We start from the raw sequence: 25,730 nt of genomic DNA on the forward strand, positions 1-25,730 counted from the left end.
GCCTGGTATAAAAAGCGGGCGGCAAGGACGCAAATGAATTGTCCAGCGGCAGATTGGAGGCAGTAATAGTCGTGTCCGTTCAAATAGGCTCGGCGGGTCTACCGCCGGTGATTTGGTGATTTTACCGCAGGCTTCCGGTGCTGCATTGCAGCATCGAAAACCGTTGACGGTGCTTGTGCCGCCCGTCCACACTTGTTTGCATAAATAACCATGTTGCGGAGCGTGCCATGCAATTCCAGAGTTCGGAGAGTCCAGCGGTTCCAACGGCGCCATTGATGGGCCAGATGATGAGCCAGCCTTTGCTGATCTCCAGCATCATCGAGTTCGCCGCGCGGCACTACGGTGGCAGCGAGATCGTCTCGCGCCGGGTTGAGGGCGACCTGCACCGCTACACCTTCCGCGCATGCCACCAGCGCGCCAAACGGCTGGCGAACGCGCTGCACGGGCTCGGCGTAAGGCAGGGCGAGCGGGTCGCCACCCTCGCATGGAACGGCTACCGTCACCTTGAAGCGTACTACGGCGTCTCCGGTTCCGGCGCCGTCTTGCACACGATTAATCCGCGCCTGCATCCCGAACAACTGGCCTACATCTGCAACCATGCCGAGGACCAGTACCTGTTGTTCGATTTTTGTTTCTTGCCTCTAGTTGAGGCCATCGCTCCCCATTGCAAGACGGTCAAGGGCTTCATCCTGATGGGCGACGCCGACCGCATGCCGGCCGAAACCAAGATCCCCAACCTGCTGTGCTACGAAGACCTGATCAACGCTCATTCGGACGAGTACGCCTGGCCGCAGTTCGACGAGAACACGGCCGCCACCTTGTGCTACACCTCCGGCACCACGGGCAATCCCAAGGGCGCGCTGTACTCGCACCGCTCGACCGTGCTGCACGCCTACGCGTCGGCCCTGCCGAACGTGCTGAACGTCTCCTCGCGCGACGTGGTGATGCCGGTTGTGCCCATGTTCCACGTCAACGCCTGGGGACTGCCGTACTCGGTGCCTCTGTCGGGCGCCAAGATGGTGTTCCCCGGCGCCGCGCTGGACGGCAAATCGGTCTACGAGCTGTTCGAGAGCGAACGCGTGACGTTCTCGGCTGGCGTGCCGACCGTCTGGCTGGGGTTGATTAACTACGCTTTGCAGAACAAGCTGAAGTTCTCGACCTTCCGCCGCACGGTGATCGGCGGCTCGGCCTGTCCGCCGGCGATGATGAACACCTTGATCGATGAATTCGGCGTCGAGGTCATCCACGGCTGGGGGATGACGGAAATGTCGCCGCTCGGCACCACCGGCGGCTTGCTGAGCAAGCATATGGAATTGCCGAAGGAGCAGCAGCGCGCCATCCTGCAAAAGCAGGGCCACGCGATCTTCGGCGTCGATATGAAGATCGTCGACGACGATGGCAAGGAATTGCCATGGGATGGCGTCAGTTACGGGCATTTGCTGGTGAAGGGGCCGTGGGTGCTGGCGAGCTACTTCAAGGACGAGGGCGGCGATGTGCTGGTGGACGGCTGGTTCCCCACCGGCGACGTCGCCACCATCGACGCCGACGGCTTCATGCAGATCACCGACCGCAGCAAGGACGTGATCAAGTCCGGCGGCGAGTGGATCGGCACCATTGACCTGGAAAACGTCGCGATGGCGCACCCGGCGGTGATGCAGGCGGCGTGCATCGGCGTGGCGCACCCGAAGTGGGATGAGCGGCCGTTGCTGGTGGTGGTGTTGCGGCCGGGGCAGCAGGTGGGTCGCGAGGAACTGCTGGCGCACTTCACCGGCAAGGTCGCCAAATGGTGGTTGCCGGATGACGTCGTGTTCGCCGAGGCGTTACCCGTCGGCGGCACAGGCAAGATCCAGAAAAACAAATTGCGCGAGCAGTACAGGGACTACAAACTACCGACGGTTGCAACCTGATACACCGCGTCCGCGCGATGGCAGCTTCCGCAGCAAGTGGGGGTCCGTGCAACTTTAACTCATCTGCCAGCTCGTGTCATGTCAATCTGAGCTAAAGCATTTGAGCGCGTCCATCACCCGCGCTGATGTGGTGTTGGGCTAGACGACCGACTTAGGTTGGTCGTATCGTCTACCTCGCTTCGAAGTGGCGGTTTGCCCCGGCGACCGGCTGCCGTGTTTTGGAGTTCAGTCTATTTCAGTCTATTTCCAGCCTTTCAAGTCTATTCAGGTCTAAATTTCATCATTCAAAGTCTAAAACGGACCAAAACATCAAGGAGAAAGTCTAATTTAGTCTAGCCCTGTAAGGTGAAAGTCTAAAGCGAACCATAATTTCGTTCCGCTCTCTAACCTTTAGACCATTTTGGACAGGGTGGCTATATGAAGTACGAAGCGAAGCAAGCGATCTACCTCCCGGTAACCGACTATCTGAATCTAGAATTCTTCCTGATGGATAACCGGCCCGGCGTAAGGCCGGAGTCCTTCGTGGTGGAACTCGTGAAGCGCTGGCTTGCCACCGAAACGGCACGTCTCGCCCTGCGCAATGGGCAAGCTATACGCGGTTTTTAATGGAAAAGCGTTTTCTTGCCCGAGGGGACCACCCTCAGAACCAGCTATGGCGACATGGTTGAATTCGCCAAAGTTGTGGGCGACCGCATCGTTTCCGATGACGAAAAATCGCTGACGCCATCGATGTTCGCCAACCGCCATGCCAGAGGACGCAATGCCTGGCGCTTCGTATGGTTACGGTTGCCGGGCAACGATCACTGGGTCCGCGCCGCCAACTATAGAATTCATTCCGAAGACTTGGCGCAAAAGCAGTCTAAAACGTTGATGGCTGCGGTCTAAGCCTGTCTATTTTGACAAGCAGCGGTCTAATCCGGGCTAAAACTTTCATCGGACAGTCGATTCCAGTCTAAGCGACCGGGCGCCGCTGCTTTTTTTGGACGCGTTTAGACTGGAGACGCATGGAATCGACCAAATTAGACTGAGTCGCGAAAAAAGGGACCGGCACCCGTGCACCCAACGAATGGGCAGACCCCGGTCCTACGGGTTAAACGAGCGCGGCGAGCGAGGCGGGATCGAAACCTTTCAGGTTGTCGAACTTGCCGGCCTCGATCTTTGCCACCCAGTCGGGATCGGTGAGCAGGACGCGGCCCACCGCGATCAGATCGAACTCGTCGCGCTCCATCCGTTCGATCAGGCGGTCGATGCTCATGACGCCCGAACCCTTGCCGGCGAACGCATTCAGGACGTCGCCGTCGAGTCCGACCGACCCGACGCCGATGGTGACGGCGCCGGTCAATTTTTTAGCCCAGCCGGCGCAATTGAGGCCGTTTTCGCCGTCGATTTCCGGGAATTCGGGCTCCCAGAAACGTCGTTGCGAGCAGTGCAGCACGTCCACGCCGGCCTCGACCAACGGCAGCAGCCAGTCCGTCATCTCGGCCGGCGTCGCGGCCAGGCGAACGCTCAGGTCCTGCTGTTTCCATTGGCTGATACGCATCAGGATCGGAAAGTCCGGACCGACCGCCTTGCGCACCTCGGTGACGATCTCGCTGGCGAAGCGCGAGCGTTCCTTGAGCGTCGCGCCGCCGAAGCGGTCGCTGCGCAGGTTGGTGCCCGACCAGAAGAACTGGTCGATCAGATAGCCGTGGGCGGCGTGGATCTCGACGGTGTCGAAGCCGAGGCGCTTGGCGTCGGCCGCCGCCTTGGCGAAGGCGGCGATGGTGTCGGCGATGGCGCCGTCGCTCATGGCCTGGCCGCGCGGCTTGCCGGGGGCGTGGAGTCCGGAAGGGCTCTCGACCGCTGCCGCGGGTTCCCAGTCGCTGGAGCGGGTGGCGCCGGTGTGCCACAGTTGCGGCCCCATGCGGCCGCCGACGCCGTGCACAGCGTCAATCACGTCTTTCCACCCGGCCAGCGCCGGCTCGCCATGGAAGAAGGGGATCTGGGGATCGTTGCGGGACGCCGGGCGGTCGATGACCGTCCCTTCCGACAGGATCAGTCCCACCCGTCCGGCCGCGCGGCGCTGGTAGTAGGCGGCGCTTGCCTCCGTTGGCACACCGTCGGGGGAGGCGGTGCGGGTCATGGGGGCCATGACGATGCGGTTTTTCAGTTGCAGCGACTTGATGGTGAGTGGGCGGAAAAGTACGCTGGTATCGATGGATGACATTGTTTTAGCTCAATTGTGGTTGGAAATGGCATGGTATATGAATTATACTTAGAGTCAATTAGGCACCTTGAGGTGCCTAGGTATAGCCAAGGAAACCCCATGCCCGATAATCCGCTCGAACCTTCTATCCAATGCTTTTCCGCCGATTGCCCGAGCCGTTCGCTGTTCGATCAGATTTCCGATAAATGGTCGATGATGGTGCTCATCACCCTGGAGGATGGGCCGGTGCGTTTCAACGCCGTCAAGCGGCGTCTGGAAGGCATCACTCAAAAGGCGCTGACGCAATGTCTGCGCAGACTGGAGCGCAACGGGCTGTTGACGCGGCACGTGATACCCGTCTCGCCAATCGCGGTGGAATATGCGATCACGCCGCTGGGGCGCACGCTGCTGGACCCGATGAAAGTGATGCATGGCTGGACCATGGATAATTTGCAGGCGGTGGAGGAGGCGCGCCGCGCGTTCGATCAGCGCGGCGCGGGTAAGCCCGTTTAACGCTTAGGCGACCTTGCATTCAACCGCGCATCGGGATCGGGCTATTGCGCGACTGCAGCGAGGCGTTCGGCCTGCGCATGGTCATTATTGCGGCTTGATCGCCCCAAACACCTTGCCAATCAGCTTGCTGCCAGCGCCCAGCGGATCGGCACGGATCGCTTTCTCCTCCTCGGCGATCATCGTGTACAGTCCATCCAGCGCGCGCTTGGTCACATAGCCCTCGACCGTCCTCTGGTCTTCGGACACCAGGCCCATGGTCGGCGCCAGCGCCATCGTCGAATTGTATTGGGTGGACAGTTTCGAGCGGTCGGTGACTTTTTTCACGATCGGCAGGAACTGTACCGCCAGCTTGGCCGACGTCTTGTCGCGGAAGAAATCCGTCACCGACGTCTCGCCGCCGGTGAGGATGTTCTTGGCGTCGGTCACGCTCATCGACTTGACCGCATCCATCAACAACGGCTTGGCCATCGGCACGGCCGCTTCGGCGGCATGGTTCATCTGTACCACCAGCTCCTCGAGTTTCTGGCCCTTGCCGGTCATTTGCAGCAGTGGGCGTGCCTGTTCCAGGATCTTCGGCAGCTGGATGCGGACCTTCTCATTGTTCAGGAAGCCGTTCTCGGCGCCCAGCTTGGCCACCGCCAGGCTGGAGCCTTGCTCCAGTGCCGCCTTCAAGCCGCCGGTGGCATCCTTGTTACTGAGGTCGGACAGCGAGAGGGCGAAGGCGCTGGCGGCGACCAGCCCAAGCGGGAGCAGCGCGAAGGCGCGGAGGGAAATAGCGGCGGACATGATGGACCTCGGTAAAGAAAGCGTCGCCGGCGGTCGCCGGCACCCCGCTACTGTACCCGACGCCGTATCAAGCCGCCAGTGCGGGCATTTCGCGCGCCAGGCGCTGCAACAGGCGGTCGCATTCGAACACGCTGAGCGTCTTGTGGCTGTCGCCTTCGCCTTCGATGTCGATCACTTCCTCCATCTCGCCGCGCGGGCCGTCGTTGACGCTGCTGTTGCGCATCATCTTCGGCGCGGTGAAGCGGCGGTTGTCGTTGACGGTCATGATGTTTTCGACCGCGTCGACCAGCAGGCCGTAGCGGTCCTGGCCGCGCTCGATGACCAGGATCTTGGCCTGGCCGGTCTGCGGGGCCGGCGCCATCTGGTACAGGCTGCGCAGGTCGATCACGCTGATCATCTGCTGGCGCAAATTCAGCATGCCGCGCATGAACGACGGCATGCCCGGCGCGTGGGTGACGGCGTCGGAATAGTCGATGATCTCGCGCACCTGCTTGATCTCGATCGCATAGGTGTTCTCCAGCGCGAAGGTGATGTAAACCTGGCGCTGGTTGCGGCGCGCGTGGCCGCCCTCCTGGCCTGCGGCGCCCGGTTCGTCCTTGGGATACAGGTTGGCGTGGCCGGTGCGCATCGCCACGATCTCGGCGCTCGACAGGATCTGGCGGTGCTCCAGCAGGATGATGTCGCCCAGCTCGGGTTTGGAGAGGCAGCCGCCGAACATCCCGGCGCGCGCCTTGCCCAGCATCGGGATCGGCATGATCTCCTCGCTGAAGAAGTTGACGATGTTGTCGACCGAGTCGACCAGGAAGCCGATCGTGGCGTCGTCGATGCGGGCGATCACCACCCGCTGGTCGGGGTGGAACACGCGCCCGCCCGGCGGCGGGGCGCTGGCTGCGCCGGGTGTGAGCAAGGTGTGGAAGCACACCACCGCCACCGGGCTGCCACGGAAGTTGATGCGGCCCAGGCACAAGGCGCTATTGAGCACCGAGGCCTGGATCTCCGGCACGCGGATGATTTCCTGGATCGCGCCCATCTCCAGCGCGAACGACGAGCTGCCGACGCGGAAGCTGACGCACTGGCGCCGCTCGCCCTGGTGCCGGCGCGCGGCCTGGCGGCCCGCGCCTTGCAGCGCCAGCACCTGCGGGACGTTTTCGATGCGCGCCAGCGCCGCCGGGTCGAGCACCTGCAGCAGCCGCGCGCCGTCCTCGAGCAGGATGGTGCCGGCCACCACGCCGTGGCTCTCGCCGGACGCGTAGCTCAGCGTGCTGCGCTGTTCCGGGCGCACGCGCAGGATTTCGCCGGTGGCGTGGAACAGGATGCCGACCAGTACACCGTCGTAGTCGAGGATGGCGATCTTGTGCGTCCGCTCGGCGGCAGGCGCGGCCGGGTTGAACACGCGGCCCAGGTTGACCACGGGGATGACACTGCCGCGCAAGGTGAACATGCCTTCCAAAAACGGCGGCGACAGCGGCAGCGCGGTCATCTTGTCGGGGAAGTTGACCACTTCGCGGATGCACAACGCGGGCAGGGCGAATTCGTCGGGGCCCAGCACGAAGGAGCCGAACAGCTCGGTGGGGCCGGCGGTGGCGGGGGTTTTCTGTTCAAGCATGTGCATGGCGGCGTTCCAGGGGCTGGGCGGTGATGTCATCGATTTGATAACCGCAAGTGGCGCAGTCGACGGTCAGGGTGCGGCCGGTCTTGCCGCCGACGCGGCATTCCAGCACGTTCAAGCCGTACAGGTCGAGGTACTTGCGGGCGGCGTCGGCGTTTTGCTGACCGATCTGGAAGCGTGACGAGCAGGCGTCGAGCATCATGCCGCCGCCGGCCACCACCACCTCGATGTCGGCGTAGTCGGCGGCCGTCGCGCCCATCAGCCGCAGCAGCGACGGCACGGCCTGGCTGACGTAGCGCGCGCCGGGCTCCCACTGCTGTTCCGCCGTCTCGGGCAGCAGACAATGGGCCAGGCCGCAGCGGCCGCGTTTTTTCCACAGGAAGGCGATGCCGACGCAGGAACCGAGCAGCGCTTTCAACTGCTCGGCGCGGCCGCCGATTTTCAGTTCGCCGATGCCGACGTGCTGGAACGGTCCGGCGAGCCGGGCGGCCGGGTCGTCGGGGGTATCCCATGGCAAGGCCGGAAGGATCAGGGTGTCGCCGATCGTGGGGAGGAGTGCAATCATAGTGGTAGGCTGCCGAGCGTGTAGATCAACGGCCGCTCGAACTGCCAGGCGGTATCGAGGCCTGTGATCGATTCGGATTCGCCCAGGATTAACCTGGCTTGGGGCGCCATACTGTGGCGGACTTGCTGGAGCACGGCCTGTTGGTGTTCCTGGTCGAAATAGAACAGGACGTTACGCAGGAACACGAGGTCGAACTTCTGCTGCTTGAACGGCGCCGGCGGCCGCAACGGCTTGAGCAAATTATGCTGGGCCAGCGTGACGTGCCGTTTCAGCGCGTCGACCGCCTGCAGGCCGTCGTCGCGCGCCGTGAAATATTTGTTGACCCAATCCGGGTGCGAGGCCAGCAGCCGCTCGACCGAGCGGCCCGCGTACCTGCCGGCGCCCGCCTGCGCCAGCATCTGGCGCGAGATGTCGGTGCCGAGGATACGGTAGTGGAAACCTGGCGTGTTCGCCTCGAACTGGTCGCACAGCATGGCGATCGAATACAGTTCCTCGCCGCTGGAGGCCGCCGCCGACCACACCGTCAGCGTCCGGCCCGGATGTTCGCGCCACCAGCGCGGCAGGAACTCGCGTTCGACGTAATCCCACACGTGCCGGGTGCGGAAAAACAGCGTGTCGTTGGTGGTCACCAGATCGATGAAGTGGGGCACCTCGGCGTCGTCGTCGCGCACCCGCTGCACATAGCCCTGGTAGCTGCCGATGTCGAGCGCCAGCATCCGCGGCCGCAAGCGCCGCTCCAGCAGCAGGCTTTTGCGGTCGCTCATGGCGATGCCGGTGTGCTCGCGCACCAGCGCGATCAGGGCCGACAACGTCGCCGGTTGGATGCCCGCGCTGGTATCCATCTGTCCACTTAGACCACGAAGCCGGAAACGGTTTTGTTGAGGTCGCCGGCGCGCTCGTTCAGCCCCTCGGTCGAGCGGGCGATGCTGTCGCAGGCGGCGGCCGTCTTTTCCGCCTCCTCGGCGATGTATTGCACCGCCGTGCTCACCTCGCGCGCCGTCAGCAGCTGCTCGTTGGTGGCCTTGGAGATGTCGGAAATGGCCAACGTCGTCTTGGCCACGCCGGCGACGATCTTGTCGAAGGCGTCGCTGGCCTGGCGCGAGATCTCGCTGCCGGCCGAGACGCGCTTGACCGATTCGTTGATCAGCTTGGAGATCTCCTTGGTCGCCTGCGAGGAGCGCTCGGCCAGCTTGCGCACCTCGTCGGCCACCACCGAGAAGCCCAGGCCGTGCTCGCCGGCGCGCGCGGCCTCGATGGCGGCGTTGAAGGCCAGCATATTGGTCTGGTTTGCGATCTCGCTGATGACCTTGACGATCTCGCCGATGTCCTCCGACGAACGGTTGATCAAGTCCATCGCCTCGATCGACTTGGCCACCGCCTTGGCGCCGGCCTCGGCTTCGTGCTGGGTGTCCTTGGCCAGCGTGTCGGCGTTGGAGGTGTTGCCGGCGATGATGTTGATCGAATTGGTCAGGCCGTCGATCGAGGCGTTCATCTCTTCGACGGTGGCGCCCAGCGCCTGGGTGCCCATGGCCACGCCGCCGGAACGCTCGGCGATGGTGGTCGAGGCGTCGGCGAAGCCGTTGGCCGAGGCCACCACCTCGCCGATCACCTTGCGCAGGTCGGCGATCATCTTGCTGATGCCGCCGGCCAGATGGTCGAGCGGCTCGTCGCCGTCGATGGCGACGGTGCTGGTCAGGTCGCCGGCGGCGGCGCGTTCGACCGATTCGAGCAAACGCTTGATCTTGGCGCCGTCGGAGGCAGCCTGGGCGGCCACGGAGGCCTCCAGATTCACCTGCGCGGTAATATCGCTGGCGAATTTAACCACCTTGTAGGGGTTGCCATTCAAATCGAGGATGGGATTATAAGTCGCCTGTATCCATATTGTTTTGCCATTATTACCGATGCGTTTATAACGGCCCGAATCGAATTCGCCGCGATTGAGCTTTTGCCAGAAACGTTTATATTCCGATCCGGTCGCGTATTCGGGTTCGCAGAACATCCGGTGGTGTTCGCCGCGTATATCGTCGATGGTGTAGCCCATCGCGTCGAGGAAGTTGTCGTTGGCGCACAGCACGTGGCCGGTCATGTCGAATTCGATCACCGCCTGGGCCTTGGACATGGCGGCGACCTTGCTCTCGTACTCGGCGCTCTTGAGCTTGCTGTCGGTGATGACGGTGGCGAACTTGATGATCTTGTAGGCTTTGCCGTCGGCGTCGATGATGGGGTTGTAGGAGGCGTTGATCCACACTTCGCGGCCGCCTTTGCCCACCCGCTTGTAGTCGCCGCGGTCATATTCGCCGCGCCCCAGGCGGGCCCAGAAATCCTTGTACTCGGCGGTCTTGACGTATTCGGGATCGCAGAACATGGCGTGGTGGCGGCCCTGCACCTCGGCCAGGGTGTAGCCTACCGTGGCCAGGAAATTCTCGTTGGCGTGCAGGATGATGCCCTCGAGATCGAATTCGATCAGCGCCTGCACCCGGTTCAGGGCGGTATTAATCGCCTGTAAATCCTGGTCGCCCGATTGAACCGCCTGTGTATGCGCGTCCATAGAAGTCCTATATGTAAAGATAATAATGGGTAGATAATGTTGTGCGCTGATTGCATCGCAGGCGCGGCCATATATTATTTCCCTTAACCAAGTCGGAATACAAGCTGAGCCATTCGATTTAGATCGGACCGTGTACCTTATTTTCCACTCGCGGCCGTACTTTCTCCGCATTTAAAAGCGCGGCCGCCGCATTCAAAAGCCGGCGCCGGCCGACGCGATTTTCCGGTACGATCGTTCTTTTTTGCGGTATAGTTGCTTCGTTCCGTTTCACACAACAATAAGGAAGAGACATGACCGCTGAATATCAAGTCCACGGCGCCGTCGCCGTCGTCACCCTCAACAACCCGCCGGTCAACGGCCTGGGCCTGGCCACCCGCACCGCCGCCGTCAAGGGCATCCAGCAGGCGCTGGCGGACGACGCGGTCAAGGCGATCGTCATCACCGGCGCCGGCAAGGCGTTCTCGGGCGGCGCCGACATCAAGGAATTCAATTCGCCCAAGGCGCTCGCCGAGCCCAGCCTGCATACCCTGATCGCCACGGCCGAAGGCTCGACCAAGCCGGTGGTGGCGGCCATCCACACGGTCTGCATGGGCGGCGGCCTGGAGCTCTCGCTCGGCTGCCACTACCGGGTCGCCATGCCGGGCGCGCAGATCGCGCTGCCGGAGGTCAAGCTGGGCCTGCTGCCGGGCGCCGGCGGCACCCAGCGCCTGCCGCGCGTGCTGGGCCTGGAGATGGCGCTCAACATGATCGTCTCCGGCACGCCGGTGGCGTCCGAGAAACTGGCAGGCACCGCGCTGTTCGACCAGGTGTTCGCGCCCGACGCCGACCTGCTGGCGTCGGCCATCGCCTTCGCCGAGAAAATCGCCGACGCGCGTCCGCTGCCGAAGGTGCGCGAGCGCAAGGTCGACTACCCGAACCACGAAGCCTTCCTGCAATTCTCGCGCAACACCGTCAAGGCCATGGCCGGACCGTTCCCGGCGCCGCTCGAGTGCGTGGAGACGGTGGCCGCCTCGGTGACGATGAAGTTCGACGACGGCATGAAGTTCGAGCGCGAGCGCTTCATGCACCTGATCCAGACCACCGAGTCGAAGGCGCTGCGCCATGCCTTCTTCGCCGAGCGCGTCGCCAGCAAGGTGCCGGACGTGCCGGCCGATACCCCAACGCGCGCGATCAAACAGGCGGCCGTGATCGGCGCCGGCATGATGGGCGGCGGTATCGCCATGAACTTCCTCAACGCCGGCATCCCCGTCAAGCTGCTCGAGACCAAACAGGAGGCGCTCGACAAGGGCCTGGCCACGATCCGCAAAAATTACGAAAGCACGATGAAAAAGGGCAAGCTGACGCAGGAGAAGTTCGACCAGCGCATGGCCCTGGTCAGCGGCACCCTGGCCTACGAGGACATCGCTGACGCCGACATCGTGGTCGAAGCCGTGTTCGAGGAGATGGGCGTCAAGGAGGCGGTGTTCCGCCGGCTCGACGAGGTCATGAAGCCGGGCGCCATTCTGGCCACCAACACCTCGACCTTGGATGTCGACCGGATCGCCGGCTTCACCAAGCGGCCGCAGGACGTCGTCGGCACCCACTTCTTCAGTCCGGCCAACGTGATGAAGCTGCTGGAAATCGTGCGCGGCGCGCAAACCGGCAACGACGTGCTGGCGACGGCGCTGGCGCTGTCGAAAAAACTCAAGAAAACCGGCGTCGTCTCCGGCGTCTGCGACGGCTTCATCGGCAACCGCATGATCGAGCAGTACAGCCGCCAGGCCGGCTTCCTGCTGGAGGAGGGCGCATTGCCGGAGCAGGTCGACAAGGCCGCCGAGAAGTTCGGCTGGGCCATGGGGCCGTTCCGCATGGCCGACCTGGCCGGCAACGATATCGGCTGGGCCATCCGCAAGCGCCGCTACGTCGAGAAGCCGGAGATCAGCTATTCTAAGACGGCCGACCTGCTGTGCGAGATGGGCCGCTACGGCCAGAAAACCGGCGGCGGCTGGTACGACTACAAGCCGGGCGACCGCAAGGCTTACCCGAACGCCGAGGTCGACGCGATGATCGTCGCCCATTCGGCCGGGCTGGGCATCACCCGGCGCAAGATCGGCGACCAGGAGATCGTCGAGCGGCTGGTGTACGCGCTGGTCAACGAGGCGGCCAACATCCTGGAGGAGGGCATCGCCCTGCGCGCGTCCGACATCGACATGGTGTATCTGACCGGCTACGGCTTCCCGCTGTTCCGTGGCGGACCGATGTTCTACGCCGACACCGTCGGCCTGCCGAATGTGCTGGCCGCCATCAACAAGTATGCGCAAGGCAGCCACGGCGAGGCGTGGAAGCCGTCGCCGCTGCTGGTCCGGCTGGCCGACGAAGGCAAGGGCTTCAACAGCTGATCGTCGGCGCCGGCCGATGTTGTCGGATGCTCACATGCCTTGGAGAAAATTCAATGGCCTGTGAGCATTTCTTTGCAAACCTCGGTATAATTCTCGAAAGCACAATTTTTATCGAAGCCCTAAAAAACGGTTCGAGTCGCAGCGTGAGCAAAACCCGGCATCCCCATCGATGCCCCACGTTACCACCCAATCTATCCATTTTTAGAGGCCTACATGAAACGCACCATCATCGCCGCAGCACTCGTCCTCGGCGCATTCTCGACCGCCCAGGCGGCCAACATCAACGGCCTGGTCAACACCGGCGTCGGTGCCAGCGGCAGCACCGATACCCATTACACCCTCAGCTCGGCCAGCACGACCAACACCGTCCCTGTCATCACGTACAACAACCAGTGGCCGATCAGCCCGTGGATCGGCAACGATGCCATCTCCAAGTGGATCACGCCGACCGCCGACCAGGCGCAGAGTTTCGACGCCTGGAGCACTGGCACGTACACGTACTCGCTGTCGTTCGACCTGAGCGGCTTCAAGGCGGGCACCGCCAGCTTCGGCGGCCGCGTGGCCGCCGATAACGCGGTAACGGTGCTGCTCAACAACCATTCGATTTCCAGCGCCAGCGGCTTTACCGGCTGGAGCTCCTTCGCCGCGAATGGCGGTTTCATCGACGGCGTCAACAAACTGGACTTCGTGGTCACCAACTGGGCGCAAAATGGCGGCAATCCGACCGGCCTGCGCGTCGAATTCATGGACAGCACCGTCACTCCGGTGCCGGAGCCGGAAACCTACGCCATGCTGCTGGGCGGCCTGGCATTGGTCGGCGCCATCGCGCGCCGCCGCAAGTCAAAATAATAACAAGTGGGTTCAGCCTTGGGGCCGCCAGCGATGGCGGCCCTTTTTTCATGCCGCGACATCGAGCCCGGTTATGGCGCGCCGCAGTTGCTGGCGGCGGCCCGTCCGCTGAAGCGCTCCTCGAACCAGGCCGGCAGCACCTTGGCCGCCTGTCCGACCACCGCCTCGTGGTCCAGCCCCGGGAACTCCTGGTAATCGACCGCCGATCCGGCCGCGCACAGGGCGGCCCGCTCGCGCTTGGTCAGCGACACCGGGGTGGTGGTGTCGGCCGAGCCCTGGTAGATCTTGAACGGCATCGAGCCGCGCGGGGTGAAGTTGTCGACCGCCGTCATCGCCGTCCACCAGGCCGTGCCGGGGGACAGGGCGCCCGGCACGTAGGCGTCCTTGACGCCGGCGGCGGCGCTCCACACGTCGAAACAGCCGCTGGCCAGCACCGGCAACTGTTCCATCGCCTCCGGCGTCAGGAAGTCGCGGTACTTCAGCGCCGGGAAGTAGGCCTGGATGCCGGGCAAGGTCGAGATCACGTAGCCGGCGTTTTCCGTGCTGGTCATCGAGTTCAGGGTCAGGTCCTTGATGCGCACGGCCGGCGCGATCAACGCCGCGCCCAGGCCGGCGAACTCCGGCGCGTAGCTGGCGGCGATATTTTCCGCCCACATCGTGGTCTGGCCGCCCTGCGACCAGCCGTACATGACGTAACGCCGCGAGGCGTTGGCTTCGCTGAACTTCTGCGCCACGCGCAACATGTCGAGCGAGGCGCGGGCGTTCGGCTGGCCCGCCATGTAGAAGGCGGGGCCGGGCAGACCGAGTCCGGGATAGTCGCTCATGACCACCACGTAGCCCTTGGCCAGCAGCGCCTCCAGCGCCGGGGCGCGCTCGCGGCCCGCTTCGAGCCGGCTGCGGCGCGACGGCGCGCAGGCGTCGGCCAGGCCGGCCGTCTCGTGGTTCCACAGCACCACGTCGCGCTGGCCGCCCGCGGACCCGGCGGGGATGTAGATTTCCCCCGAGACGTAGGCCAGTTTGCCGGGTTGGATTTCCGAAACGTAGACCACGTCCCAGGCCTTGGCGCCGGCCGGGGCGTCGCTGCGCAACTGGGCCTGCAGGATGTCGCCCGCGGCGGCGCCGGATGGCGGCACGGCCGCGATGTCCCAGAACGAGGTGCCCAGCGACACCTCCTTGTAGCCCGCCACATTGGCCGCGTGCGCGGTGTTGTCGCCACAGCCGCCGAGCAAGGTGGTCGACAGCGCCGCGCCGCAGGCCAGTATCAGCGCGCCGGCCCGCGCCGCTTTGGTTTGAGTGATTGCCATGAAAAGTCTCCGATTATCGTTATGGGTGATATTTATCAGGTTGCCTGATACTATCCATACTACCGGCTGGCTTGCCGGCGCGGCCCTCCGCAAATGCGGGGGTGGCCGACTAATCGGGGGAGGGCGCGTGGCAGATCGATATCCAGGGATCAAGACAGGCTGCGGGACGGCGGCGGCCGTGCCGCAATCGGCGTACCTGGCGTTCAGCGGTGCGGTGCTGGCGTTGGGCGAACTCGCGCGGGAGGCCGGACCGGAGCAGTTCCTGCGCGAGTCCTTGCTGATACTGCGGCGCTGCATCGGCTTCGATTCCGCCTGGTGGGGCGAGGTGAGTCCGGCCACGGCCGAGCGGGCGCCGCGCAACCTGATGCACGCGAGCATAGGCCTGAGCCCGGACTTCGCGCGGGAATGGAACCAGACGATCGCGGCCTCCGACAGTTTCGCGCGCGCGTCGATGGACAGCCTGGGCGTGGTGGTGCGCGAGGGCGGCGGCGAATGTCCGGACGACGCGGATGAGATGACCGCGTTTGTCGAACGCCATGGCCTGCGCACGACCATGGCCATCACCGAGGAGTTGCCGGGCAAGGGCTTGCTGTTTTTCGTCTGCCTGTACCGCAACTGCCCGCGCTCGCCGTTCAGCGATCTGGAGAGCATGTTGTTCCAGATGTTCAGCCGGCATTTGCTGCAACACTGGGGACATCGTCTGGCCGACATACGGGTGTCGAGCCAGGCCACGTCGCTGGCGTCGCTGGCGATCGCGGACATGCAGGGGCGGCTGTCGTTTCTGGGTGGCGGCGTCGGCCGGCTACTGTGGAATGCCTGCGAAAGCTGGCAGGGCACGATCTTGCCGGCCCGGGTGGTCGACGGCTTGGCGCGCGCGCCGTGCGGCATCGCGCTGGCCGGACGGCGGCTGCTGCTGGACCGCAGCGGCCCGTTGGCGGTGCTGTCGCTGGTCGACGACGCCACGCGCGCGTCGCGGGTCTCGCCGCGCGAGCTGAGCGCCGCGATGTTGTACGCGCGCGGCCACTCGTACAAGGAAATCGCCCGGCTGATGGGCCTGACGCCGGCGACGGTGCGCAGCTATCTGAAGAACGCCTACGGCGGCCTGGGCGTGTCCAACAAGATCGAGCTGCTGGCGGCGTTAAACCAGTAAGCGTGTGGCCGTCAACCTATGCGTCCTCTAAACCACGTAGGGCGGATTAGCGAAGCGTAATCGGCCAATGCGTGCGTTTCGACGGCGCATGCATTGGCCGATTACGGCGTGCCGCCTAATCCGCCCTACGTGATTCAGAAGACTTCTGGCGCCGCCTGAACAAAAAAAAGCCGGGTCCGCTTAGCGGAACCCGGCCTCTTTGCGCTTGAGCGCGCCAGCGTTAGTCGTTGGCGTAGATGTTGTTGTCCTTGGTTTCGCGGACGAACAGCGCGCCGATCACGGCGGTGATCAGGGCGATGACGATCGGATACCACAGGCCGTAGTAGATGTCGCCCTTGAACGCGACCAGCGCGAACGAGATCGTCGGCAGCAGACCGCCGAACCAGCCGTTACCGATGTGGTAAGGCAGGGACATCGAGGTGTAGCGGATGCGGGTCGGGAACATTTCAACCAGCATCGCGGCGATCGGACCGTACACCATCGTTACATACAGCACCAGGATGAACAGGATACCGACGATCATCGGCTTGTTCATTTGCGTCTCGTCGGCCTTGGCCGGATAGCCTGCCACCTTGATCGCGGCCGCCACGTCTTTCTTCAGCGCGGCTTCGGCTTTCTTGCTGTCGGCGTCGAAGTTCAGGCCGTCAGGCGTCATGACAGCGTTGAACGCCGGCACTTCCTTGTCGCCGATCTTGATCTTGGCGACGCTGCCGGCCGGTGCCGCTTCCTTGGTGTAGGCGACCGAGGCGTTCGACAGGATGCCGGTGGCGATGTCGCACGACGATGGGAACTTGGCGGTGCCGGTCGGGTTGAACTGGAAGTGGCACGATGCGGGATCGGCGACGACCACCACTGGCGAGTTCTTCAGTGCGGTTTCCAGCGCAGGGTTGCCGTAGTGGGTCAGCGCGCCGAACAGCGGGAAGTAGGTCGCCGCAGCGATCACGCAACCGCCCAGGATGATCCATTTACGACCGATCTTGTCCGACAGCATGCCGAAGATGATGAAGAACGGCGTGGCCAGGGCCAGCGAGATCGCCGTCATGATGTTGGCGCTGGCGCCGTCGATCTTGAGGGTTTGCGTCATGAAGAACAGCGCGTAGAACTGGCCGGTGTACCACACCACCGCCTGGCCCATGGTCAGGCCGACCAGCGCCAGGATCACCACTTTCAGGTTTTTCCACTTGCCGAACGCTTCGCTCAGCGGTGCTTTCGAGGTCTTGCCCTCGGCTTTCATTTTGGCGAAGGCCGGCGATTCATTCATCGACAGGCGAATCCAGACCGAAACGCCCAGCAGCAGGACCGACACCAGGAACGGCACGCGCCAGCCCCAGGCGTTGAACGCTTCTTCGCCGATGGCGGTGCGGGTGCCCAGGATGACCATCAGCGACAGGAACAGGCCAAGGGTCGCGGTGGTTTGGATCCAGGCGGTGAACGAGCCGCGCTTGCCGTGCGGTGCGTGCTCGGCGACGTAGGTCGCCGCGCCGCCGTATTCGCCGCCCAGTGCCAGACCCTGCAGAATACGCAGGAACACCAGGATGATAGGCGCGGCGATGCCGATCGCCGCGTAGCCCGGCAACAGGCCGACGATGAAGGTGGAGGCGCCCATGATCAGGATGGTGATCAGGAAGGTGTATTTACGGCCGATCATGTCGCCCAGGCGGCCGAACACCAGCGCGCCGAACGGACGCACGATGAAGCCGGCGGCAAAGGCCAGCAGCGCGAAAATGAAGGTGGTGGTGGGGTCGCCGATGAAGAACTGCTTGGCGATGATCGACGCCAGCGCGCCGTACAAATAGAAATCGTACCATTCAAAGACGGTACCGAGCGACGAGGCGAAAATCACCTTGCGTTCTTCCGGAGTGATCCCTACTGCCTTGGGCGGGTTGCGCAGGTCTGCTGTGCCTGATGGGGTTGCCATATATGTCTCCTGTAATTATTTGAACTTCACTAGCCGCGATAGTTATTTCTCCGTCAGCTTGAATGCAGTGTGGCCGCCGAACCTTACGTCATGCTTGCTTCAAACTTACGCGAAACTGACAAATTGAATTAAGAACGGTCGTACTAAATATGCTATTCTGGCCCGACTAAAATAATCCACAGGAGATATCCATGATAGATGCCGTCATCGTTTCGACCGCCCGCACCGGGCTCGCCAAATCCTGGAAGGGCGCGTTCAACATGACGCACGGCGCCACCCTGGGCGGCCACGTGTTGCAAGCGGCCATCGCCCGCGCCGGCATCGAGGCCGGCGCGGTCGAGGACGTGCTGGTCGGCTGCGCCAACCCGGAAGGCGCCACCGGCGGCAACATCGCCCGCCAGATCGCGCTGCGCGGCGGCTGCCCGGTGACCACCGCCGGCATGACCATCAACCGCTTCTGCTCGTCGGGCTTGCAAACCATCGCCACGGCCGCGCAACGCATCATCGCCGGCGAGGGCGACATCTACGCCGCCGGCGGCGTCGAATCGATCTCCTGCGTGCAGCAGGAAATGAACACCCATATGTACAAGGAAGTGTGGCTGTCCGAACACAAACCGGAATTGTATTGGCCCATGTTGCAGACGGCCGAGACGGTCGCCAAGCGCTACAACATCAGCCGCGAGCGCCAGGATCACTACGGCGTGCAAAGCCAGCAACGCGCCGCCGCCGCCCAGGCGGCCGGCCTGTTCGACGCCGAGATCGTGCCGATGACCACGGTGATGGGCGTGGCCGACAAGGAATCGGGCATGTTGCTGAGCCGCGAAGTGACGATCTCGGCCGACGAAGGCATCCGCGCCGACACCACCTATGACGGCGTGGCCAAGATCCGCAGCGCCGTGCCGGGCGGCGTCATCAGCGCCGGCAACGCCAGCCAGTTCTCCGACGGCGGCTCGATGTCCATCGTCATGAGCGCGCAGACGGCCGCCGCCAAGGGGCTGGCGCCGCTGGGCATTTTCCGTGGCTTCGCCGTGGCCGGCTGCGAGCCGGACGAGATGGGCATCGGCCCGGTGTTCGCGATTCCCAAGCTGCTCAAGAAGGCCGGCCTGAAGGTCGAGGACATCGGCCTGTGGGAATTGAACGAGGCCTTCGCCGTGCAGGTGTTGTACTGCGCGGACAAGCTGGGCATTCCGATGGACCGCCTCAACGTCAACGGCGGCGCGATCGCCGTCGGCCATCCGTACGGCGTGTCGGGCGCGCGCCTGACCGGCCACGCGCTGCTGGAAGGCAAGCGGCGCGGCGTCAAGTACGTGGTGGTGACGATGTGCATCGGCGGCGGCCAGGGCGCGGCCGGCCTGTTCGAAGTGGTCTAAGCCCATGGCCTCGAAACTGCTGTCGCGCCGCGACATCGACTTCATGCTGTACGAATGGCTGGACGTGGAAGCGCTGACCAAACGAGAGCGCTTCCAGGACCATAACCGCGAAACCTTCGACGCCGCGATCGACACCGCCGAGCAACTGGCGGCCGATCTGTTCGAGCCGCACAACAAGAAAAGCGACAGCCAGGAGCCGCACGCGGTTCCCGGCGAGCACTGTCTGAACGTCAAAATGATTCCCGACGTGAAGGTGGCGCTGGACGCTTATTCGGCGGCCGGTCTGATGGCGTCCGGACAGGATTACGAGCGCGGCGGCATGCAGCTGCCGTGCGTGGTGGAGAAGACGCTGGCGTGCTACTTCACCGCCGCCAACGTCAGCACCACGGCCTACACCTTCCTGACCACCAGCAACGCCGGCACCTTGCTCAAGTGCGGCACGCCGGAGCAGGTGCGGCGCTTCGCCGATCCGATGTTCGCCGGCCGCTACTTCGGCACCATGTGCCTGTCCGAGCCGCAGGCCGGCTCCAGCCTGTCGGACATCACCACCCGCGCCGAGCCCGATCCGGTCGACGGCGTCGATGGCGAACGCCAGTACCGACTCAGCGGCAACAAGATGTGGATCACGGCCGGCGAGCATGAACTGTCGGACAACATCGTGCATCTGGTGCTGGCCAAGATACCCGGCCCCGACGGCAAGCTGATTCCCGGCGTCAAGGGCATCTCGCTGTTCATCGTGCCCAAGTTCCTGGTCAACGAGGACGGTAGCGCGGGCGAGCGCAACGACGTCGTGCTGGCCGGCCTGAACCACAAGATGGGCAACCGCGGCGCCACCAATTGCCTGCTCAACTTCGGCGAGGGCAAGTTCAAGCCGATGGGCAAGGGCGGGGCGGTCGGCTATCTGGTCGGCACCGCCCACCAGGGGCTGGCCAATATGTTCCACATGATGAACGACGCCCGCATCAGCGTCGGCCTCGGCGCGGCGGTGCTCGGCTACACCGGCTATCTGCACGCGCTGGACTACGCGCGCAACCGCCCGCAAGGCCGGCATCCGGCGCAGAAGGACCCGGCCCAACCGCAGTTGACCATCATCGAACACACCGACGTGCGCCGCATGCTGCTGGCGCAGAAGGCGTATGTCGAAGGCGCGCTGGGACTGGTGTTGTATTGTTCGCGCCTGGTCGACGAGCAGCGCACCGCCGAAACGCCGGAAGCGCGCGAGCACGCCGGACGCCTGCTCGACTTCCTCACGCCGGTCACCAAGTCGTGGCCGTCGCAGTGGTGCGTCGAGGCCAACAGCCTGGCGATCCAGGTGCACGGCGGCTACGGCTACACACGCGAGTACAACGTCGAACAGTTTTACCGCGACAACCGCCTCAACGCCATCCACGAAGGCACGCACGGCATCCACGGCCTGGACTTGCTGGGCCGAAAAGTCGCGACGCAGGACGGCGCGCTGTTCAAGGCCTTCGGCGCCGAGCTGCGGCGGACGGTGCGCAAGGTGCGCGGCGGCGTCGGCGCGCCCGGCGCGGTCGACGCCGCCAGCGCGCAACTAACGGCCGAAGCGGCCAGCGGGATCGCCGTCGAACTGCTGGCCCACGCCGACGCGCTCGATACGGCATGGCGGAGAGTGGAAGAAGTAACGCAGAGCCTGTATGCTGTCGGCGACATGAACAAGACGCTGGCCAACGCCAGCGCTTATCTGGAGGCGGTCGGCCATGTGGTGCTGGCATGGATCTGGCTCCAGCAGGCGTTTCTGGCGGCGCGCGCGCTCGCCGACGCCAACGTGTCGGATGTCGACTTTTATCGCGGCAAGCTGCAGGCTTGCCGCTTCTTCTACCGCTGGGAGCTGCCCAAGGTGGCGCAGCAGCTGGAGCTGCTGGCCAGCGTGGACACCACCACGCTCGATATGCAGGACGCGTGGTTTTAACAAGGAATAAAAATGCTGAAACACATCGTAATGTGGAAACTGAAAGAACAGGCCGAAGGCGGCGACCGTGCCACCAATGCCGCCAGGATGAAGGCGATGCTCGACGGCTGCGCCGATCTGGTGCCGGGCATCCTGAAGTTCGAGGCGGCGCTGGCGCAGCCGGGCCTGGAGGCGACCTACGATGTGATTCTGTATTCCGAGTTCACCGACAAGGCCGCGCTGGACGCGTATCAGGAGCATCCCGACCACGTCGCCATCAAGCCGTTCTTCGGCGCCGTGCGCGATCAGCGCCAATGCATGGATTACGAGGTCTGAATGGATATTCCATCGACCTACCAACGCATGGTCCTGGCTTCGCGTCCGCGCGGGCCGGTGCTGCCCGAGAACTTCCGCCTGGAAACCGTGCCGGTGCCCGAGCTGGCCGACGGCCAGGTATTGATACGCAATCACTATCTGTCGCTGGACCCGTACATGCGGGGGCGCATGAGCGCATCCAAAAGCTACGCCGATTGCCAGGCGCTGGATGAAACCATGATCGGCGGCACGGTCGGCCAGGTGCTGGCGTCGCGCAACCCGCGTTATCAGGAAGGCGATTTCGTCGGCGGCGTGCTCGGCTGGAGCGAGATGGGTGTCTCCGACGGCGCCATGCTGCGCAAGCTCGATACTTCCGGTATTCCGCTGTCGGCCTATCTCGGCGCGGTCGGCATGCCCGGCATGGCCGCCTGGTACGGCTTCAACCAGATCATGGCGTCCAAGCCGGACGAGACGATCGTGGTCTCGGCCGCCAGCGGCGCGGTCGGCAGCGTGGTCGGACAGTTGGCCAAGCTGCGCGGCTGCCGCGCGGTCGGCATCGCCGGCGGCGCGGACAAATGCGCCTATGTGGTCGACGAGCTGGGCTTCGACGCCTGCGTCGACTACAAGGCGGGAAATCTGGAAAAGGATCTGGAGGCGGCCACGCCCGATGGCGTCGACGGCATTTTCGAAAACGTCGGCGGCGCCGTGCTGGACGCGTCGCTGGCCCGCACCAACGCCTTCGCGCGCATCGCGCTGTGCGGCATCATCGCCGGTTTCGCGGGCGCCGACCTGTCGATCAAGAATTCGCGGCTGCTGCTGATCAATCGTTTGACCTTGCGCGGCTTCATCATCACCGAGCACATGGACTTTTGGTCGCAGGGCTTACAGGAACTGGGCGCGCTGGTGGCGGACGGCAAGCTCAAGTACCGTGAATCGGTGGCCAACGGATTGGCGTCCGCGCCGGACGCGTTCATCGGCCTGTTGGAAGGGCGGAATTTCGGCAAGCAACTTGTCAAGCTGGTCTAGTGGGCGAATTGTTTCACACACTCTACATTACCACTGTTGTCGAGGCGGCCAATAAGCGGTAGCCTAGGCGCTGCTTGACGTATCCGAAATACACTCTTGAAAATAGGAAATATATGAAGAAGATCGCCGTAGTGAGCTGCATGATGAGTTTGTCCCTGATGGCGGCATCGACCGCCTTTGCCGCGACCACCAGCGCCGAGGCGCCGTTGAAGGCGACCGCCGGCAACAAGGTCGCCGGCGTGGTGAGTTTCGAACAAGGTAAAGACAGCTTGCGCGTCAAGGCGCGCGTCGAAGGACTGACGCCAGGTTTGCACGGCTTCCACATCCACGAAAAGGGTGACTGCTCGGCGCCGGACGGCACCAGCGCCGGCGGCCACTTCAACCCATCGACGACGACGCATGGCGATCCGGCCAAACCGATGCACCACGGCGGCGACTTCGGCAACCTCAACGCCAACGACAAGGGTGTGGCCGAGCTGGATGTGACGGTGCCCCTGACCCAGATCAATCTGACCGACGGCAACCCGGCCAACGCCGTCGGCCGCTCGGTGATCGTGCACGCCGCACCGGACGACATGGTCACGCAGCCGACCGGCAACTCCGGCGCGCGTCTGGCCTGCGGCGTCATCGCCGCCAAATAAGGCGATTTGCATGCATGGCGGATTACGGCGTGCCGCCTAATCCGCCCTACGTGGAACAGTAGAATACGTCGGCCGGTGGGCAATCGCGGAGACACGTAGGGCGGATTAGCGAAGCGTAATCCGCCACGGCGCCGCCCGAGGCCCAACAATTACCCCAAGGCTGCAGCGATCGCCTTACCCGCCTCGGTCGTATCCGCCGTGCCGCCCAAATCCGGCGTCCTCGCGCCATGCTGGATACACGATTCAATCGCTGCCACGATCGCATCATGCGCCGCCCGGTACTTGCCTTCGCCAGCGCCTAAAAAGTCCAGCATCATCGCCCCCGACCAAATCATGGCCACCGGGTTGGCGATATTCTTCCCATAAATATCCGGCGCCGATCCATGCACCGGCTCGAACAACGAGGGCCATGTCCGCTCCGGATTCAGGTTCGCCGACGGCGCGATGCCTATCGTCCCCGTACAAGCCGGCCCCAAATCCGACAGGATATCCCCGAACAAATTGGACGCCACCACCACATCGAAACGCTCCGGCGACAACACAAACCGCGCGCACAAAATATCGATATGGTACTGGTCGCGCCGGATCTCCGGGTAAGCCTCGCCCATGGCCGCAAAGCGCTCGTCCCAATAAGGCATGCTGATGGAAATACCGTTCGACTTCGTGGCCGACGTCAGATGCTTCTTCGGCCGGCTCTGCGCCAGCTCGAAAGCATACTTGAGCACACGATCGACGCCGGTGCGGGTGAACACCGATTCCTGCAGGACGAATTCGCGCTCGGTCCCTTCAAACATCTTTCCGCCGACGGATGAATACTCACCCTCCGTATTTTCGCGGACAATATAGAAATCAATGTCGCCCGGCTGCTTGTTCGCCAGCGGACAAGGCACGCCGGGCATCAGCCGCACGGGCCGCAGGTTCACATACTGATCGAACTGGCGGCGGAATTTCAGCAACGAGCCCCACAGTGAAATATGATCCGGCACCGTCTCCGGCCAGCCCACGGCGCCGAAAAAGATCGCGTCGAACCCCTTGAGCTGTTCGAACCAATCGTCCGGCATCATCTTGCCGTGCAGCGCATAGTAATCGCAACTGGCCCACTCGAAGGTGGTCCACTCGATGCCGATCTCAAAGCGCTGTGCCGCCGCCTCGACCACCCGTATGCCCTCGGGCATGACCTCCTTGCCGATGCCGTCGCCGGCGATGACTGCGATTTTGTGCGTTTTCATGGGGTGGCTCCTCTTTATTAGCTGATGGATGCCAGCATAACGCGCCCGGCATCGTTTAAAATGTGTCCAATTGTGATCTCATAAAACACGATCAGTGAATAATCACCTTGAATAAGAATATCGAAAACAACGACCTGCGCGTGTTCGCCACCGTCGTGCGCAAGGCCAGCTTTGTCGCCGCCGCCGAGGAGCTGGGCATGTCGCCGGCCTACGTCAGCAAGCGGATCGGCATGCTGGAGGAGGCGCTTGGCGTGCGCCTGTTCCACCGCACCACGCGCCGGGTGGTCGTCAGCGACGACGGCGAGCAGGTTTACGCGCGCGCGCTGACGATACTGGCCAGTCTGGACAGCCTGTTCGACGAGGTGGCCGAGCGGCAGGGCGTGCCGCGCGGGCAGCTGCGCGTCAGCAGCAGCTTCGGCTTCGGGCGCAACGTGGTCGCGCCGGCGATCGCCCGCTTGGCGGCCGACCATCCGGCGCTGCGGGTGCGGTTCGAGGTGTTCGACCGTCTGGTCGACATCGTCAGCGAGGGTTTCGACATCGACGTCCGCATCGGCGACGAGATCGCGCCGCAACTGATCGCGCGTCGCCTGATGACCAACTACCGCATCCTGTGCGCGTCGCCCGCCTATCTGGCGCGGCGCGGCACCCCGGAAACCTTGCGCGAGCTCGAGGCCCATGACTGCCTGCCGATCAAGGAGCGCGACCTGCCGTTCGGCGTCTGGCGCCTGCGCAGCGCGGAGGAGGAGGGCGTGGTCAAGGTGAACGGCCCGCTGTCGACCAACCATGGCGAGATCGCATTGCAATGGGCGGTGGCCGGCGCCGGCATCGTGCTGCGCTCGCGCTGGGATGCGCAGGCGTATCTGGATCGGGGCCAACTGGTGCAGGTCTTGCCGGCGTACACGCAGGAAGCCAATGTCTGGGCGGTTTACCCGCAACGGCTGGCCAGCTCTGCCAAGGTACGCGTGTTCGTGGACTTTCTCGAACAGCATCTCGCGTGCGACAATCCACGCTTATGCAACCAGATGCCACGCGAATGAACAATCAAGCACAATACGATATCCGTTTCGGAGACTGGACCGACCTCAACGCGGATGCCAAAACCATCCGTTTTGAAGTCTTTGTCGAGGAACAAAAGGTTCCCGCCGAGCTTGAGATGGACCACATGGACGCGGTCTGTCTGCACGCGGTCGCCTATGACGCCGCCGGCATTCCGGTTGGCACCGGCAGGTTGCTGCCGGACGGCCACATCGGCCGCATGGCGGTGCGCAAGAGCGGACGCGGCACGGGCGTCGGCGGCGCCTTGCTGCAAGGGTTGATGGCGCAAGCCAAGGCGCGCGGCGACCGGCAAGTGATGCTCAGCTCGCAGACGCACGCCGCTCCATTCTACCAGCGTCACGGCTTCACGATCGAAGGCGAAGAGTTCTTCGAAGCGGGCATCGCGCACATCAACATGCGGCACATCTTCGCCTAACCGGCCACCGCTATGTGATGAACAATGGATGCACGTGGGGCGGATTAGGCGGCACGC

The 25,730-nt window shown here is 63.7% G+C and carries 23 protein-coding genes and 1 pseudogene; 14 read left to right on the forward strand and 10 right to left on the reverse strand.

Annotated features, from left to right (window positions below):
* Nucleotides 1–227: 227 nt before the first annotated feature.
* The 3 genes from AC07P1_RS15630 to AC07P1_RS15640 all read left to right on the forward strand — a co-directional run bounded on the left by AC07P1_RS15630 (nt 228) and on the right by AC07P1_RS15640 (nt 2,792).
* Nucleotides 228–1,907, forward strand: a complete 1,680-nt coding sequence (locus AC07P1_RS15630) for a 3-(methylthio)propionyl-CoA ligase (protein ID WP_494696676.1) — start codon at nt 228–230, stop codon at nt 1,905–1,907.
* Between the two features lie 417 nt (nt 1,908–2,324).
* Nucleotides 2,325–2,513: a hypothetical protein gene (locus AC07P1_RS15635; protein ID WP_494696677.1), complete on the forward strand. Its 189-nt coding sequence runs from the start codon at nt 2,325–2,327 to the stop codon at nt 2,511–2,513.
* A 54-nt stretch (nt 2,514–2,567) separates the two neighbouring features.
* Entirely contained in the window at nt 2,568–2,792 is a 225-nt protein-coding gene (locus tag AC07P1_RS15640; RefSeq protein WP_494696678.1) for a hypothetical protein, read from the forward strand.
* 205 nt (nt 2,793–2,997) lie between these two features.
* Here the strand turns inward: AC07P1_RS15640 and AC07P1_RS15645 are convergent, their stop codons facing one another.
* The gene (locus tag AC07P1_RS15645) at nt 2,998–4,113 is read right to left on the reverse strand and encodes an NADH:flavin oxidoreductase (protein WP_494696679.1); all 1,116 of its coding nucleotides are present in this window, start codon (nt 4,111–4,113) and stop codon (nt 2,998–3,000) included.
* Between the two features lie 99 nt (nt 4,114–4,212).
* Between AC07P1_RS15645 and AC07P1_RS15650 the strand changes: the two genes are divergently transcribed.
* Nucleotides 4,213–4,605 carry a winged helix-turn-helix transcriptional regulator gene (locus tag AC07P1_RS15650; protein WP_494696680.1) on the forward strand — a complete coding sequence of 131 codons (393 nt, stop codon included), beginning with the start codon at nt 4,213–4,215 and terminating at the stop codon, nt 4,603–4,605.
* Between the two features lie 84 nt (nt 4,606–4,689).
* Here the strand turns inward: AC07P1_RS15650 and AC07P1_RS15655 are convergent, their stop codons facing one another.
* The 6 genes and pseudogenes from AC07P1_RS15655 to AC07P1_RS15680 form a co-directional block, all read right to left on the reverse strand.
* Entirely contained in the window at nt 4,690–5,391 is a 702-nt protein-coding gene (locus AC07P1_RS15655; RefSeq protein WP_494696681.1) for a DUF4197 domain-containing protein, read from the reverse strand.
* Nucleotides 5,392–5,458: 67 nt separating this feature from the next.
* Complete coding sequence (locus AC07P1_RS15660) at nt 5,459–5,998, reverse strand: chemotaxis protein CheW (RefSeq protein ID WP_494696858.1); 540 nt, start codon at nt 5,996–5,998, stop codon at nt 5,459–5,461.
* 45 nt (nt 5,999–6,043) lie between these two features.
* Nucleotides 6,044–7,036 (reverse strand): annotated as a pseudogene (locus AC07P1_RS15665) (chemotaxis protein CheW); the annotation flags it as partial.
* Nucleotides 6,990–7,565 (reverse strand): chemotaxis protein CheD, encoded by a 576-nt coding sequence (locus tag AC07P1_RS15670; RefSeq protein ID WP_494696682.1) that lies wholly within the window; start codon nt 7,563–7,565, stop codon nt 6,990–6,992. The pseudogene AC07P1_RS15665 and the gene AC07P1_RS15670, both read right to left, overlap by 47 nt.
* Nucleotides 7,562–8,407: a CheR family methyltransferase gene (locus AC07P1_RS15675; RefSeq protein WP_494696683.1), complete on the reverse strand. Its 846-nt coding sequence runs from the start codon at nt 8,405–8,407 to the stop codon at nt 7,562–7,564. The genes AC07P1_RS15670 and AC07P1_RS15675 overlap by 4 nt, the downstream gene beginning before the upstream one ends.
* Before the next feature lie 8 nt (nt 8,408–8,415).
* The gene (locus AC07P1_RS15680) at nt 8,416–10,113 is read right to left on the reverse strand and encodes a methyl-accepting chemotaxis protein (protein WP_494696684.1); all 1,698 of its coding nucleotides are present in this window, start codon (nt 10,111–10,113) and stop codon (nt 8,416–8,418) included.
* A gap of 290 nt (nt 10,114–10,403) precedes the next feature.
* On the opposite strand from AC07P1_RS15680, the gene AC07P1_RS15685 reads away from it, so the two are divergent.
* The gene (locus AC07P1_RS15685; RefSeq protein WP_494696685.1) at nt 10,404–12,491 is read left to right on the forward strand and encodes a 3-hydroxyacyl-CoA dehydrogenase NAD-binding domain-containing protein; all 2,088 of its coding nucleotides are present in this window, start codon (nt 10,404–10,406) and stop codon (nt 12,489–12,491) included.
* A gap of 213 nt (nt 12,492–12,704) precedes the next feature.
* Nucleotides 12,705–13,340 (forward strand): PEP-CTERM sorting domain-containing protein, encoded by a 636-nt coding sequence (locus AC07P1_RS15690; protein WP_494696686.1) that lies wholly within the window; start codon nt 12,705–12,707, stop codon nt 13,338–13,340.
* A 71-nt stretch (nt 13,341–13,411) separates the two neighbouring features.
* On the opposite strand, the gene AC07P1_RS15695 is transcribed toward AC07P1_RS15690, so the two are convergent.
* Complete coding sequence (locus AC07P1_RS15695; RefSeq protein WP_494696687.1) at nt 13,412–14,644, reverse strand: lipase family protein; 1,233 nt, start codon at nt 14,642–14,644, stop codon at nt 13,412–13,414.
* 127 nt (nt 14,645–14,771) lie between these two features.
* Between AC07P1_RS15695 and AC07P1_RS15700 the strand changes: the two genes are divergently transcribed.
* On the forward strand, nt 14,772–15,794 hold the full coding sequence (locus tag AC07P1_RS15700; RefSeq protein WP_494696688.1) for a helix-turn-helix transcriptional regulator: 1,023 nt from the start codon (nt 14,772–14,774) through the stop codon (nt 15,792–15,794).
* A 220-nt stretch (nt 15,795–16,014) separates the two neighbouring features.
* On the opposite strand, the gene AC07P1_RS15705 is transcribed toward AC07P1_RS15700, so the two are convergent.
* Nucleotides 16,015–17,712, reverse strand: a complete 1,698-nt coding sequence (locus tag AC07P1_RS15705; RefSeq protein ID WP_494696689.1) for an MFS transporter — start codon at nt 17,710–17,712, stop codon at nt 16,015–16,017.
* Between the two features lie 191 nt (nt 17,713–17,903).
* Between AC07P1_RS15705 and AC07P1_RS15710 the strand changes: the two genes are divergently transcribed.
* The 5 genes from AC07P1_RS15710 to AC07P1_RS15730 all read left to right on the forward strand — a co-directional run bounded on the left by AC07P1_RS15710 (nt 17,904) and on the right by AC07P1_RS15730 (nt 22,973).
* Nucleotides 17,904–19,082 carry an acetyl-CoA C-acyltransferase gene (locus tag AC07P1_RS15710; protein ID WP_494696690.1) on the forward strand — a complete coding sequence of 393 codons (1,179 nt, stop codon included), beginning with the start codon at nt 17,904–17,906 and terminating at the stop codon, nt 19,080–19,082.
* Between the two features lie 4 nt (nt 19,083–19,086).
* Nucleotides 19,087–21,012, forward strand: a complete 1,926-nt coding sequence (locus AC07P1_RS15715; RefSeq protein ID WP_494696691.1) for an acyl-CoA dehydrogenase — start codon at nt 19,087–19,089, stop codon at nt 21,010–21,012.
* Nucleotides 21,013–21,024: 12 nt separating this feature from the next.
* The gene (locus AC07P1_RS15720; RefSeq protein ID WP_494696692.1) at nt 21,025–21,327 is read left to right on the forward strand and encodes a Dabb family protein; all 303 of its coding nucleotides are present in this window, start codon (nt 21,025–21,027) and stop codon (nt 21,325–21,327) included.
* A 6-nt stretch (nt 21,328–21,333) separates the two neighbouring features.
* Nucleotides 21,334–22,332, forward strand: coding sequence for an NADP-dependent oxidoreductase (locus AC07P1_RS15725; protein ID WP_494696859.1), 999 nt, complete (start codon nt 21,334–21,336; stop codon nt 22,330–22,332).
* A 113-nt stretch (nt 22,333–22,445) separates the two neighbouring features.
* Nucleotides 22,446–22,973, forward strand: coding sequence for a superoxide dismutase family protein (locus AC07P1_RS15730; protein WP_494696693.1), 528 nt, complete (start codon nt 22,446–22,448; stop codon nt 22,971–22,973).
* 149 nt (nt 22,974–23,122) lie between these two features.
* Here the strand turns inward: AC07P1_RS15730 and AC07P1_RS15735 are convergent, their stop codons facing one another.
* Nucleotides 23,123–24,202: a tartrate dehydrogenase gene (locus tag AC07P1_RS15735; RefSeq protein ID WP_494696694.1), complete on the reverse strand. Its 1,080-nt coding sequence runs from the start codon at nt 24,200–24,202 to the stop codon at nt 23,123–23,125.
* Nucleotides 24,203–24,309: 107 nt separating this feature from the next.
* Between AC07P1_RS15735 and AC07P1_RS15740 the strand changes: the two genes are divergently transcribed.
* Both AC07P1_RS15740 and AC07P1_RS15745 read left to right on the forward strand, forming a co-directional pair.
* On the forward strand, nt 24,310–25,239 hold the full coding sequence (locus tag AC07P1_RS15740) for a LysR substrate-binding domain-containing protein (RefSeq protein WP_494696695.1): 930 nt from the start codon (nt 24,310–24,312) through the stop codon (nt 25,237–25,239).
* Nucleotides 25,236–25,673 carry a GNAT family N-acetyltransferase gene (locus AC07P1_RS15745; protein ID WP_494696696.1) on the forward strand — a complete coding sequence of 146 codons (438 nt, stop codon included), beginning with the start codon at nt 25,236–25,238 and terminating at the stop codon, nt 25,671–25,673. Before AC07P1_RS15740 ends, AC07P1_RS15745 begins: the two co-directional genes overlap by 4 nt.
* The last annotated feature ends 57 nt before the right edge of the window (nt 25,674–25,730 follow it).

This window comes from Duganella sp. GW821-FHT07F09, assembly GCF_059418705.1.

Bases quoted from the DNA above. Each gene is read 5' to 3' on its own strand.
- AC07P1_RS15720 (WP_494696692.1), top strand. From the start codon at position 21,025: ATGCTGAAACACATCGTAATGTGGAAACTGAAAGAACAGGCCGAAGGC.
- AC07P1_RS15680 (WP_494696684.1), bottom strand. From the start codon at position 10,113: ATGGACGCGCATACACAGGCGGTTCAATCGGGCGACCAGGATTTACAG.
- AC07P1_RS15735 (WP_494696694.1), bottom strand. From the start codon at position 24,202: ATGAAAACGCACAAAATCGCAGTCATCGCCGGCGACGGCATCGGCAAG.
- AC07P1_RS15705 (WP_494696689.1), bottom strand. From the start codon at position 17,712: ATGGCAACCCCATCAGGCACAGCAGACCTGCGCAACCCGCCCAAGGCA.
- AC07P1_RS15645 (WP_494696679.1), bottom strand. From the start codon at position 4,113: ATGTCATCCATCGATACCAGCGTACTTTTCCGCCCACTCACCATCAAG.
- AC07P1_RS15650 (WP_494696680.1), top strand. From the start codon at position 4,213: ATGCCCGATAATCCGCTCGAACCTTCTATCCAATGCTTTTCCGCCGAT.
- AC07P1_RS15695 (WP_494696687.1), bottom strand. From the start codon at position 14,644: ATGGCAATCACTCAAACCAAAGCGGCGCGGGCCGGCGCGCTGATACTG.
- AC07P1_RS15670 (WP_494696682.1), bottom strand. From the start codon at position 7,565: ATGATTGCACTCCTCCCCACGATCGGCGACACCCTGATCCTTCCGGCC.
- AC07P1_RS15630 (WP_494696676.1), top strand. From the start codon at position 228: ATGCAATTCCAGAGTTCGGAGAGTCCAGCGGTTCCAACGGCGCCATTG.
- AC07P1_RS15640 (WP_494696678.1), top strand. From the start codon at position 2,568: ATGGTTGAATTCGCCAAAGTTGTGGGCGACCGCATCGTTTCCGATGAC.
- AC07P1_RS15675 (WP_494696683.1), bottom strand. From the start codon at position 8,407: ATGGATACCAGCGCGGGCATCCAACCGGCGACGTTGTCGGCCCTGATC.
- AC07P1_RS15730 (WP_494696693.1), top strand. From the start codon at position 22,446: ATGAAGAAGATCGCCGTAGTGAGCTGCATGATGAGTTTGTCCCTGATG.
- AC07P1_RS15710 (WP_494696690.1), top strand. From the start codon at position 17,904: ATGATAGATGCCGTCATCGTTTCGACCGCCCGCACCGGGCTCGCCAAA.
- AC07P1_RS15635 (WP_494696677.1), top strand. From the start codon at position 2,325: ATGAAGTACGAAGCGAAGCAAGCGATCTACCTCCCGGTAACCGACTAT.
- AC07P1_RS15655 (WP_494696681.1), bottom strand. From the start codon at position 5,391: ATGTCCGCCGCTATTTCCCTCCGCGCCTTCGCGCTGCTCCCGCTTGGG.
- AC07P1_RS15685 (WP_494696685.1), top strand. From the start codon at position 10,404: ATGACCGCTGAATATCAAGTCCACGGCGCCGTCGCCGTCGTCACCCTC.
- AC07P1_RS15715 (WP_494696691.1), top strand. From the start codon at position 19,087: ATGGCCTCGAAACTGCTGTCGCGCCGCGACATCGACTTCATGCTGTAC.
- AC07P1_RS15745 (WP_494696696.1), top strand. From the start codon at position 25,236: ATGAACAATCAAGCACAATACGATATCCGTTTCGGAGACTGGACCGAC.
- AC07P1_RS15690 (WP_494696686.1), top strand. From the start codon at position 12,705: ATGAAACGCACCATCATCGCCGCAGCACTCGTCCTCGGCGCATTCTCG.